Source organism: Flavobacterium aquicola, from assembly GCF_003385115.1.
GTDB classification, from domain to species: domain Bacteria; phylum Bacteroidota; class Bacteroidia; order Flavobacteriales; family Flavobacteriaceae; genus Flavobacterium; species Flavobacterium aquicola.
In genome coordinates this window covers 87,414-100,468 of record NZ_QUNI01000012.1, presented here as the reverse complement: position 1 = coordinate 100,468, position 13,055 = coordinate 87,414, and the positions used below count along the sequence as shown (strand labels likewise).

Below are 13,055 nucleotides of genomic sequence, written 5' to 3'. Positions count from 1 at the left end.
CAATCCGTTTTTAGAGATGTCAATTAATTAAATTAATTCTTAGTTTAGAAAACTGCAGAATTTTGTTTGGTGTTATTTTTTAATAAATCTTTTTGTGCTTTTTATTCCATCTTTATCAAAGACCACAAAATAAATTCCTGACGCTAAACCTGAAACATCTACACTGTTATTCGTTACTTTTTGCTGTGAAACTAAGTTTCCTGCTGAAGACAAAATACTAACATGAGTTCCAGTCATTTCTGCAGTAAAAAAAAGTGTATTCTTTACCGGATTTGGATAAACATTTAAAGCTATTGGCCCCGCTTCATCATCAGTTTTTAATTGTGATTTAGCTATTTTGGCAGTATTTGCTATAGGTTTTACCAGATCGAGTTTCCAGCGCTGTGCGTCGTTACCATTATCTGTATATTGGTGTACATTCGTTCCTGGTTCTGCAAGATTATTTACAACATCTAGACATAAAGAAGTGTTTTTATGGGTTAGCTTAAAATAACCGTCAGGCATCAATTCAATTTTCCAGCGCTGTGCATTGGTGCCAAGATCTGTCCACTGCTGTACATTTGCTCCAGCCTGACTGCTATTGTTATCAACGTCCAAAACCTGATTAGTTCCTCTATGAGTTAATTTATAAAAACCGTCAGATTCTTTTGTGATAACCCAGCGCTGTGCATCAGTCTCATTAGGGTTGTGCTGCTGCACATTAGCACCTTGCTGCGTACTGCCTCCGCTCACATCCAGTCTTTGGTTAGTACCTTTATGAGTCAGCTGATAAATCCCTCCGGAAACAATCGGAACTTCTATGAGATCAAGTTTCCATCGCTGCGCATCATTATTGGCAGCAAGATTATCTCCCCATTGCTGCACATTCGCCCCTGATTGATTACTATTGTTATCTACATCCAGACATTGAGTAGTTCCTTTGTGGGTTAATTTGCAGTAACCATCAGACATCATTTCAATTTTCCAGCGCTGTGCATCGGTACCAAGATCGGTCCATTGCTGTACATTGGCACCAGCCTGACTGCTATTATTATCAACATCTAAAACCTGTGCTGTTCCTTTGTGTGTTAATTTATAGAAACCATCGGCTTCTTTTGTAATATACCATCTTTGGGCATCACTGCCGTTGTCTGTACTTTGCTGTACGTTTGCTCCCGACTGGCTGCTGTTATTAAAAACATCCAGACATTGATTAGTTCCTTTGTGCGTTAACTTATAAATTCCTCCTGAAACAATATTTTGTGTAGGACAGGATTGATCTAATACTCTAGGCGCAACACCATAATTAGTCATATTAACAGGATCAATCAAATCTGACGAATTGAAATACATTCTGTCAATAGCAATTTTTCTGTCCCCAGAAGCACTATTTTCATAACGATGGTAAATAATATAATACTCATCACAGTTTCCTATTTTTAAAACTCCATGATGCCCCGGACCTTTATCCTCAATGTTGGAACTTAATATCTTCCCTCTATAAGTCCAAGGTCCCATGGGTGAGCTTGATGTTGAATACTGCACATTGTAAGTATCATTAAACCAGGATCCATTAGAATACATCATGTAATAAATACCTTTGCGCTTTACCATATAAGGTCCTTCAGTATAATTTACAGGAGTTATATCTGTAGGCCCTGTTGCCAGCGAAACCATATCGGCATTTAATTTACGAACCACCATTCTGCTTTTGCCTGATCCTCCATAATAAATATAGGCCTGTCCATCATCATCAACAAAAACATCGGCATCGATAATATCATCAGTATAAGGATCTGTTCCTATAAGCGGTGCTCCAATATCTGTAAAAGGACCAATAGGCGTATTCCCAACCGCCACGCCTATTTTAGTCTCGGCAGTATAATAAAAATAATATTTATTGTTGCGGAAAACGACTGCTGGCGCCCAGCCATTATTTTGTGACCAAGGGCTGTCCGGATAAAGATCAAAAATAAGACCTTCGTCAATCCAGTTAGTCAGATCGTTTGAGGAATAGGCATGAAACTGTGTGCCATAAGTCGCCGTAGTGTAGATATAATACTTATTGTTAAAGTAATGAATCTCGGGATCAGCTCCTGTGAACAAAGGATTACCACTTAGCTGTGCTTGGACAGAAGCAGTTAAACTTAAAAATACTAAAAGTACTGTAAGACGAAATCTCAATTTATCAAGGAGATCGTACTTATTCATTTTAATTTGTATCATAATTTCCAGTGTTTGATTTTATTTTTTAATAAATCGCTTTGCATTTTTTGTTCCATACTTTTCAAAAACTATAAAATAAATTCCTGTTGGCAGAGTCTATTTCTTTATGAATTTTTTTGAAATTTTATTCCCGTCCTTATTTATAATGAGAAAATATGTTCCTGTTTTTAGTTTAGAAACATCAACACTGTTATTGCTGTCAGCTTTTTGTTTTAATACTAAACTTCCGGTTGGAGAAAAAATACTAATATTTACTCCTGCCATCTCCGTGCTGAAGAAAAGTGTGTTCCCTACCGGATTTGGATAAATATAACTTTGTTCCTTTACAGCACTAGGCAGTCCAAGATTTTTAGAAATATTTTGTATGCTTATTTTATTAGTCTTTAAGTTAACAGTTACTTTATAAGTCCCTGTTTCTCCTACCGGCACTTTCCACGAAAGACCAGGAACTGCACATCCATCAGTTTTTGTGAATGCAGTATCTGAAAGACTTTGATCTTCTGAAGATGCGTATAGCCATTCATCCTCGCAAAGACCGCTGCCTGAATGAAATTTGAATTTCCCTTCGGTACTGCCATTTGCTGCAGCTAAATTTCCTATCCATTTAAAAACATCTAAGTCATCTGCAGACTGTTCCATCAATAACCCTTTAGCATCATTACCTGCAGAAGTAGCATCACCGGCAATTGACAGCGACTCCAGTACTACTTTTTGAAAACTTACTTTTTTAGTTTCAACATCAACAGTTACCTTATAAGTTCCAGTTTCTCCAGCCTGTAATTTCCATTTATTGTCAGCAGAAGAGCACCCCTCTGCTATAGTAAAATCAGTATGAGATATGGATTGATTATCTGTAGCTGCATATAACCAAATATCATCACAGAGACCATTTGAACCTGAATGAAATTTTAGTTTCCCTTCGGTACTGCCATTAGCTGCCGCTAATTTTCCAGTCCATGTAAAGACATTTAAATTATCTCCGGATTGCTGCATAGGAAGTCCTTTTGGATCCCATCCGATTGAAGCTGCATCGCCAACTATTGCCATAGATGTAATTATTCTTTTAATATTGATTGTCTTGGCAGCAACATCAATAGTAATCTTATAAGTACCTGTTTCTCCTTCTTTTACTTTCCATTTATTATCAGGACCGGTACATCCTGGAAATATCTGATAGGTATTTGCAGACAAAGACTGGTCTGCAACTGAAGCATACATCCATGTATCATCGCACCAATTATTAGAACCGGAATGAAATTTAAATCTTCCCTGCGAAGTACCGTCACTTGCAGTTAATTTTCCTGTCCAAGTAAAAATATTTGGCTGATCCAAATCATGATCCATTGGCAGTCCTTTGGGATCCCAGCCTATAGAGGTAGCATCTCCTGTTATGGATAAAGTGGCAAAGTCATTAAGTTTTTCTATCTTAACTACTTTCGTATTTACGTTGACTGTTATTTTGTATGTCCCATTTTCGCCAGCTTTCACTTTCCATTTATTATCTGGATAAGAACAGCCATTTGCGATAACCATTGATGTTGATGTCAAAGACTGATCTGCTGAGAGTGCATAAATCCATACATCTTCGCATTGCCCTCCTGTACCGCTGTGGAATTTAAATTTCCCTTCGGTTTTACCGTTACTTGGAAATAAATGACCAGTCCATGTAAAAACGTTCAAATCTTCAAGCGATTGATTCATTGCCATTCCCAGCATATCAAAATTCATGAGATCTGTAGCATCACCTACAATAGACAGTGAATTAATTGCGGGTGTTTTTTGAACAGTATAGTTTAATGTAGATTCATCAAATGTTACACTATATGCGCCATCAGTACTAACTGTAAATGAAATTCTGGCATTACTATCAGCAGTTTCAACAGCTTTTCCTATTGCCCCCGAAGCTCCTCCCCATTCCAGTCCATTTGCGCTTTTACTCTGAATAAATTTCAATGTATAGGTCTGGCCAGCTTTTAGATTTAATGAATCGAACTTCCATTTCTTTTCACCAATATTTATCATTGGAGTTAAATTTTCATTAAAACTTCCCTTCAAAAACATTGTATTTACCGAACTTAAATCAATGTTCTGATTATTATCCGGTATAAGCGGAATATAACGAACTGTACTCGTTGACCAGCCTGAATATACGATTCCATTATCAGTTATATATCCTGTTCTACTTATACGATTACTGGTTTTGCTGCCGCCTGTCTGACTGATTACTACTTTTAATGAATCAGCATTGTGTTTTGACACATTGATTCCGTGAACGGCATAATCATTTGTTTTGTATCCAAATCCATCTCCGTCGTCATGATAAATTTCGCCGGAAGCAGTTCCGTCTTCTAATGGATTTATCAAATAGGTAATGTTGTCGCTTTTATAATCTGCTGTACTTTGAACAACTTCGGTAATTGGAACTACTGAACCTGGTCTTACATATAAAAGAGCCTGATATTTATCATCTTCGGTAGCTTCGAGCGTTACTTTATTCCAATTGCCTTTTGGCAACGATGGATTTACTGCCCATCTAGGAACTACCAGCAAATCTTTCCCAACCATAAAGGCCTGCTGTTCGCTTCGTAGACTTAAATCTGTATTATCGACGAAGAACACGGGTCTCATCAAAGGCATTCCTGTTTCTGAAGCTTCTCTTAATAATGTGTACATATAAGGAAGAAGACGATATCTGCGATTAACCGCAGTGCGGGAAACATTTTCAATTTTCGAACCAAAAACCCAAGGCTCCTGATTAACAGAATTGTTTGCAGCATGATTTCTTGAGAAAGGATAATAAGCCCCAAGAGCCATCCAATGCCCCAATAAGTCAGCCGTGCAATCGTTGTTGAAGCCCCCGATATCAGCCCCCGAAATAGGCTGACCTGAAAGACCTAATGTGATCGACATTGGGATTGAAAGCTTCAAATGTGCCCATGTAGATGAGTTGTCTCCTGTCCATGTAGCTGCATATCTTTGACCTCCCAAAAAATTGGAGCGCGACAAAACAAATGGACGCTTATCCGGATTAGCAGCAATAATTCCTTCACGGCTTGCTTTGACCATCATATAACCGTAGACATTGTGATATCTTAAGTGACTTCCCGGAGGCATATCTCCGCCACCACGGTGCAAATTGTCTTCAGGCATTGTTTTATTTGGAGTTTCGAACACAGAAGGCTCATTCATGTCATTCCAAATTCCGTCTATGCCTTTTGCCATGAAATCTTTATACAGTCCGCTCCACCATTTGTTAGTTTCTGGTCTGGTAAAATCTGGAAAGGCAACATCACCCGGCCAGACCTGGCCATTAAATTCCGTACCATCCGATTTTTGTACCCAATGATTACCAGCTTTCCCCTGATCATACACAAAATAACCTGTTTCTTTTTTTACTCCAGGGTCAATCATGTAAACAGCTTTGAAATTTTTAGCATGTAAATAATCATTCAGCCCTTTAGGATTACTAAATGTACCCGAATCAAAAGTAAATATCTTAAACTTGTCCATGTAGTCGATGTCCATCCAAAGTACATCGCACGGAATTTTTCGGTTCCTCAATTCATCAGCAATACTCTTTACTTTTGAATCTGGAGTATAGGTAAACCTGCTTTGCTGATAGCCTAGTGTCCATAAAGCAGGGAGTTCTATTTTGCCTGTTAAATCGGCAAGAGTTTTCAATAAATCTTGGGGATTATTTCTTTCAATGACTATTACTCTGAATCCAGGACCTTCAGAAGTTATAGTTATTGGATTTGATATCACAAAGGATTGTTTCCAGGTATGATCAGCAATGATTCCAAAAGCTGTACCATTAGAACGGACACCCATAATCCATGGATGCGACTGATATAGACGGGTACCATTATCAATCCAGTAATTTGGTGCCTCGCTATTCCATAAAGTTACTTTAGTATCATTTCGTTTTAACGGTCCTGAAACCTCTCCATTACCATAAAAATCCACATTCCCTGTATAAGGGATTTTCACTACGTTTTTACCATTTTCTATACTAAAAATGGGTTTTACTGTCCATGAAGCAGCAACGCTTCCTTTCTCGGTAAAATCATTTGTAAAAATCAAAGACGGTAAAGTTTGTACAGGATCAAAGCTTTTTGGATAAAAAGCCGCGATATTGTCTCCAATCATACTTGAGGTTTGACCCTTGGATATGAATGCATTCAATACCAGCATAGATACCATAATGAGTAATTTAAATTCTTTTTTCACAATTATTTTAGTTTTTATTTTTTCGTATTAAAAATTTATAGAGCCTCTCAGAATATTTTTCTTTACTATTTTTTAAAAAATTTCTTTGTGACTTTTTTTCCTTCCTTATTTACTGTAATAAAATACGTTCCTGCCTGTAATCTGGAAATATCAACAGTATTGCTGTCTTCTATATTTTGCTTTAAAACCAAACTTCCCGCCGAAGAAAAAACACTCACGTTTGATCCTTTTATATCTGTGTTAAAAAAAAGAGTGTTTTCAGCAGGATTCGGATATAGATAGACAGCAGATGGTATTTTATTTTGTGTTTCCACTCCCAATGAGCCCACTTTTATTAATTTCCATTGTCCGCTCGCCTGGCTGTTAACATCTTCCCATTGCTGTACTTTTGCACCATCCGCACTGCTAAAATCAGAGACTTCAACTAGCTTACCGCTGATTCTAGGTATAATTTTATAATAACCATCTCCTGTAGAAACCAGTACAAACTGCTGGTTTGGAGCCGCATTGTAAGGATATTGATTTACAGCAGTACCGTTGTCTGAGCTATAGTCATCAATATTAAGTGACTGACCGCTATGCTCTGCAGTGATTTTATACAGACCATCCCCTAAATGAGTGAATGCAAATTTTTGATTACCCTCAGCTGTGGCAACAGCCTGAGCCACAATTCCTCCATTTGAAAGGCTAGAGCCCCAAACATCCATATTCAAATTGCTGTTGCGGTTTTGTAAATTATAAATTACACCGCCTAAATTCACGTCTCCATTGGCGCGAATACGGAGAGACGTTGCTTTATTGTTCCAATCTGCTGTCAATACATTATCTGAAGTAAAGTCTTTTGACTCTCCAGTAAAATTATCCCCTTCGTACAGCGTAACTTTAAAACCTTTTGAAAGTTTAAAAGAACTGATGTCATTGTCCAATATTCCCTTGGATTGAAGCTGTGCCAATGTATAATCTCCAATATCAAGCGCAACATTATAACCGGTAAAGTCTGCACCTTGAAAAACATTCATAACTGAACTGTCAATAGCGATGGGATTTGTAACGGGAGGATTTCTATCAATGATTTTGATAGAGGAAATTTTATCACTCCAATCGGCAAGTGAAGCTGTGTTTGTAGTAAATATTTGAGATTCTCCTGTAAAATTATCATTTTCATAAACGGTAACTTCATAACCAAGAGGAATGGTCAAAGAAGTAATGAAGTTATCAGGAACGCCTCTTGAGAGAAGCTGTGCCGATGTATAATCACCTGGTGAAAGCTGTGAATAAAATCCAGCATAATTCAGATCTTGATAAACGTGTACTTTATTTAAGCTAGCTGCCGATTCAAATAAATGAAGACCGCTCGTGTGCGTAGATAAATCAATTGATTCTGCTGGCAGTTTTTTCCAATTATAATTGGTTAAAAAATTAGATTTATCTACTGCATGGCTCCATACATAGTCTGCAGTATAATTAATTATCTGCAAATAATGTTCTTTTCTGGCTTGGGGAATATTCCCTATCCGTACAAACTCTATAAACCATTTGGCAAAAATCCCTTTGAATAAACCGCCATCTCCCTGTCCTGTTTCATTTAAGTAAAATGCGCCTCCATTATATTTTCTATAATTCATCATAAAGTCGGAGGCCTTGATACCATCATCTATATAGGATTGTTCACCAGTGACAATGCTGAGCTCAAGACAAGCTGCTATAAACATTCCAGAATTATAAGAGAACTGCCAGCCTTGGTCAAAATTAGAAGGACTGTCCCAGATACCGCCTTGAGCGTTAAATACATTGGTCTTCATCCATGCATGAATGTCTTTTGCCATCTGCAGATTAGCGTTGTCGCCTTCCAATTGATACAGTTTCACAGCTATAACAATGGCTGGTCCATTCGAAATGGAATTATTACAAGCAGTCGAACATCCTTTTTTCCAAGCTATTGCTCCATTTGCATATCCAGTTTTTATTTCGCCCCATATTTGATGAACTGCATCAAGAAACTCTTGATCTTTGGTAGCATTATAGCAATTAAAACTCGCTAAACAAAGCCATTCTAAGTCATCATAATAATCATTGCGGTATGTTCCCTGTTCATACAGATTGTATTTTCGTATTCCAGCAATAATGTTTTTCATCCGGTCTTTGTAAACGGCACTGCGAGTTCTTTGGTAGGCATCTGCCAATGTTTCAAGAGTGTGTGCCTGCGTCCAGTAACCATATCCATAAGGATCATTATCCGATGCACTGTTATGTTTATAATAACTTTTATCAGAGGACATGAAAATTGCATTGGCAGCGTCCTGTACATTCTCGGCACGCTGATCTGCTGTCTGCGAAAATAAATTTGAAACACACAGCACCAATACTAAGAAACATGTATTTCTACCTTTCAAAATATTTTCCATCAATATTTTTATTAAAATCATTGACATGGTAATTAAAGTTGCCTTTATTTTAAGTTTTTATAAACTGTAATTTTTGGTGTAATCATCCCAAAGCTCATCAACTGTTTTACTGGTTTCTATTTCCCAAACAGCATCGGTGTAATTGCCCGTTCTGCATTTGTCATCTAATGTTTCGACTATGCCTTTTTTAACTTTTAAATCTATCCAAAGCAAAAAACGTGCGGCAGTTCTATAAGATGCTTTGTATTTATTTCCTTTATCATCTAGTGTTTTTGGTAAAACCCAACCACTGGATTCATTACTGACTCCATAAATTTCTCTTACATAATCTGCTATTCCTTCTACAAGCCATCCTGGAGTATTTTCATTGTATCTATAGGCCTGAACTAAATGGAAACCTTCATGAACAATGACATCAATATCTTTTTCTCTTCCATTATTCGTGAAAAATTTTGTAAAAACAGTAATTTCATTATTCACTGCATGTGCAGGGTGATCAGTATCTTCATTACTAAAAATGATTGTAACGGTCTTTGTTGCTTTTGGGTTAAAATGATTCAGCATTTTAGGATAGACAAGAAAAAAGCGTTCTGCTATGTTTTTTTTGAATTCCTGACTGAGCTTTGGATCATTATTTTTTAACGTAAGCCGAAAGCCATTTTTAATGATTATACTATCTTTAAAAATGTCATTATTTACAGAGCTAATTTCTTGCTGCGAGAAAGAAATAAGCGGTAATAGAAGGGTTAAAAAAAAGCCTGTTTTCTTGATTTTGAAATTCATATAGCAGTTTTTATGCTTTTGTTTTTGAAAAAATATTCAGCCGGGTTTTCTAATTCTGATCCTTGATGATACTAGTACAGCGGTTTAGATTACAAATGGACGAAAGGAGTCTATTTGAAAAAACACTTTTTAAACGAACTGCGATAGGACGCTGTTACTTATAGTTTTGCTGTGACTTGATAAATTATTTTAACATGTAAAGTATTTTTATCTCCATAAGCAGATTTATTTTATAAAAAATGAAGCCAAAACTTTTTAATACAATCTTGATTTAAAAGTTTTGACTCCATAATTAGTATTTAATTACTGATAAAATATTTTTAATTCGTTCTATCACTACAATTTTTTAAACACAATAGTCATTTTCACTGTATTGATGGTGACATCATAATCACCAGCAGTTGCAATAACCCATTTATCATCCGGACCACCTAATGCATGTTTAAATCCAGTTGCGTCGCTATTATTTCCATTGATTGGAGTATTAGCCACTAAAGGTCTTAAACATGAATTCCAATCAGGAGTATTTACAAAAATTTTCATTTCACCAAGTCCAAGATTTACTTTAGTAGTGAATACTTCAGGGGTCTTACTATCCCAATTCATTGGTCTAGGATTATTATCTTTATTCCACCTTTGACCATCTATTGATTCTCCCACTAAAGTAAGTTTATCGTAGGGTTTATAATAAAATTCATAGGTTCCTGCCTCAATATCCATATTAAAGTAATGACGACCTGCCTGAGTTACTTTGAAAACATTAGCAGTTGTTCTTTCTTCAGTTTCATTATAAACAATAGTATTTTCCTTACCCACAGTATAAACCGGATCGTAAGTAGGCAATTCATGACCTGGTTCTTCAATAACCTTGAATGACCCTACTGAAAAATCTCCAATAAAATTGTATGTCGTTCTTTCTGTTATTTCAGGTAAACTTTTACCTGTGCTGTAATCCCAGCTGCCACTTATTGCATCTCCAACCATAAAAAGAGGCAATGGTCCCGGACTATAATTTGTAACTGCAAAACTTGATGTAGATACTTCTGGCAGCTGAAACTCTGCACCACCATTTACCTGTGCAATTATTTGTACTTCAAGATTAGTTACAGTACCTCCCGGGCGTTTAAAGTGTTTCAATAATATCGAATTTAACTGTTTGACAGTATAGGTTCTGGTAAGCACTCCTGCTGGTATTTCTTCGGTGTAAACAGTCTTTTTATCTTCCTCGAACTCATCTTTACTAAAATTATTACCTAATATATCTATGCGGAAGAAATATTTCAGGCTAGTTCCAGCTCCTCTATCGTTTCCTTGTGTCCAAGTAAAAGTTATTGCATTCTGCGCTTCATTTTCTTTGACCAGCACAAGCTCTTTACTTGAAAGTGTTAATGTTAAAGGATTAGCAAAATTTGGTTCCTGAAGCCAATCCTGATTATCAAGTCCCTTATCTTCACAAGAAAAAAGAACTATACTCATTATTATAAATGAGATAATATTTTTTATATTTTTCATTTTGCTTTCGTTTTTTAATTAATTAGCCCAGAAAGGTGACTGCACTAAATTTGGATTCTTTTCGATTTCGTCCAAGTATATTGGAAACCAGTAAAATGCTTTTCTATACACTCTTGTCTGATATACTGTTCTTTTATAGAATTCAGCTTCAGTTTTTCCGTTAAAGTTCATTCCATAAGCAGGCCCATTCAATACAGTTTCTGCTAATTTCCATCTTCTTAAATCATCATAACGGATTCCTTCTGTACAAAGTTCTACTCTGCGCTCCATTCTGATTATTTTTCTAATGCTGGCCTGGTCACCATCGACATGTATATTTTGAGCATCAGTCGCACCAGTTGTATAGGTTCTTACACCAGCTCTCTCTCTAATTTTATTAACATACAGTAAGATCTCTGCATTACCTGGATCAGACTCATTAAGTGCTTCTGCATAGTTTAAGTATGCTTCACCTAATCTATATAAAATTCCGTGGCGTGGTGCAAAATACTCACGAAGAGGATCTCTTGAAGGATCAGTTCTTTTTCTTACCAGATAACCATTTTGAGGTGCATCGTGCGTATGATTATTATCTCTTCCGCCGTTAAAAAACTCAAGTTTTCTGCCTTGATCTTTCCCTGCATTTGCACCATCAGTATACCATGCTCTGTCAAAGTTAACTGCCAGATAAAATCTTGGTTCTCGATTGCAGTACATATTGTATGTGCCTGCAACAGTAACAAAACCTGCTTTTTTTGATTCGTTCCATTTTGTTGTACCATAAGTCCAGTATCCATCTTCACCTGAAAAACCATTTTCGATATATCCAGAAGCTGGATCGGTGATAGGCAGACCATTTGCTGTAAAAAAAGCATCAACCAGAGATTGTGTTACGCCATATCCTCCACTGCCTTTGCTTCCTGTAGGGGCTGAGTGCCTGTCATACTCTTTGGATTCTACATTCACGCGAGGAAACAGTACTTCTTTATTTTCCAACCCAGTGCCTTCTACAAGGTGTAATCTTTGACAAGATAAAAATGGATCAATTTTTCCAGCAGTATTAAACTCTACATGCAATTTATGGCCAGCAGCTGCTGCACTTATAATCAAATCTTTGCTGGCAGCTGCTGCAATTTTCCATTTATTAGCATCATAAGAAGAATTAAATAATGGTTTTCCATCTTTAGAAAGATGGTTAGCATAATCTGGATTGCCATTTACAAGCGGGCTTGCTGCAAAAAGCAGCATTCTGGCTCTAACGGCTTTACACATAATCGATGTTGCACGTCCGTATTTTTTACCTTCATAAGATGGTGGCAAAACTTTTTCGGCCTCTTTCAATTCATTATCTATCCAGCTTACAATTTCATCATAAGGAGTCTGACCAACCTGCAGATCAGAAAGATCGAAATCTACCGGAGTAATTTCATCTGGATTAAAAGGAACTGGCCCGTATGTATTTATCAACAGTGAATAATAGTATGCTTTTAGAAAACGGCACTCAGCAATCATTTCTTTTACGTCGATTTCAGTTAAATTCTGAGAAGGAATAGGCTTTACATTTTTTATTAAGATATTGCACTCTCTGATTCTTTGAGGAAGCTGATTCCAATATCCTGGCCCCCATTGCGAACTCACCGCCCAATCACCTAGCGCAAATGGAATAACCTGCCAGTCGTATTGACGCCATCTCTCTGATGGGGTCATATCGTCAGCTAAAATTTCCGTTCCTATACTGCGGGCATATCCCCAAGTAGGGTCTGGAATCCTGGAGTAACAGCTGGCCAGCCAATTTTCAGTTTTTGTTTTATTTTCAAAAACAGCATTCACAGTAAGCTCCACATCATCTTCCTTATCAAGGTATTCGGAACAGGAAGACGATAAAAATAATCCTGCAAAAAGGAATATTAATCTGATATATAAATTTTTCATTTTCATTAT

Annotated in this window: 6 protein-coding genes; all 6 read right to left on the bottom strand. The window is 36.8% G+C overall.

From position 1 onward, the window contains the following. Nucleotides 1–72 precede the first annotated feature (72 nt). Complete coding sequence (locus C8P67_RS17535; protein ID WP_115814486.1) at nt 73–2,205, bottom strand: RICIN domain-containing protein; 2,133 nt, start codon at nt 2,203–2,205, stop codon at nt 73–75. A gap of 96 nt (nt 2,206–2,301) precedes the next feature. After that, nucleotides 2,302–6,435: a TIM-barrel domain-containing protein gene (locus C8P67_RS17530; RefSeq protein ID WP_147298252.1), complete on the bottom strand. Its 4,134-nt coding sequence runs from the start codon at nt 6,433–6,435 to the stop codon at nt 2,302–2,304. A gap of 65 nt (nt 6,436–6,500) precedes the next feature. Continuing rightward, nucleotides 6,501–8,861 (bottom strand): glycoside hydrolase family 76 protein, encoded by a 2,361-nt coding sequence (locus tag C8P67_RS17525; RefSeq protein ID WP_170141483.1) that lies wholly within the window; start codon nt 8,859–8,861, stop codon nt 6,501–6,503. Nucleotides 8,862–8,897: 36 nt separating this feature from the next. Continuing rightward, a complete protein-coding gene (locus tag C8P67_RS17520) occupies nt 8,898–9,623 on the bottom strand; it encodes a basic secretory protein-like protein (protein ID WP_115814483.1) in 726 nt (241 codons plus the stop codon). Between the two features lie 336 nt (nt 9,624–9,959). Further along, nucleotides 9,960–11,135, bottom strand: coding sequence for a SusE domain-containing protein (locus tag C8P67_RS17515; protein WP_115814482.1), 1,176 nt, complete (start codon nt 11,133–11,135; stop codon nt 9,960–9,962). Nucleotides 11,136–11,153: 18 nt separating this feature from the next. Beyond that, on the bottom strand, nt 11,154–13,046 hold the full coding sequence (locus tag C8P67_RS17510) for a RagB/SusD family nutrient uptake outer membrane protein (protein ID WP_211319930.1): 1,893 nt from the start codon (nt 13,044–13,046) through the stop codon (nt 11,154–11,156). Between the last annotated feature and the right edge of the window lie 9 nt (nt 13,047–13,055).

Excerpts from the sequence above, each read along its gene's own strand:
- C8P67_RS17525 (WP_170141483.1), bottom strand. The coding sequence starts at position 8,861 with ATGATTTTAATAAAAATATTGATGGAAAATATTTTGAAAGGTAGAAAT.
- C8P67_RS17515 (WP_115814482.1), bottom strand. The coding sequence starts at position 11,135 with ATGAAAAATATAAAAAATATTATCTCATTTATAATAATGAGTATAGTT.
- C8P67_RS17510 (WP_211319930.1), bottom strand. The coding sequence starts at position 13,046 with ATGAAAAATTTATATATCAGATTAATATTCCTTTTTGCAGGATTATTT.
- C8P67_RS17520 (WP_115814483.1), bottom strand. The coding sequence starts at position 9,623 with ATGAATTTCAAAATCAAGAAAACAGGCTTTTTTTTAACCCTTCTATTA.
- C8P67_RS17535 (WP_115814486.1), bottom strand. The coding sequence starts at position 2,205 with ATGATACAAATTAAAATGAATAAGTACGATCTCCTTGATAAATTGAGA.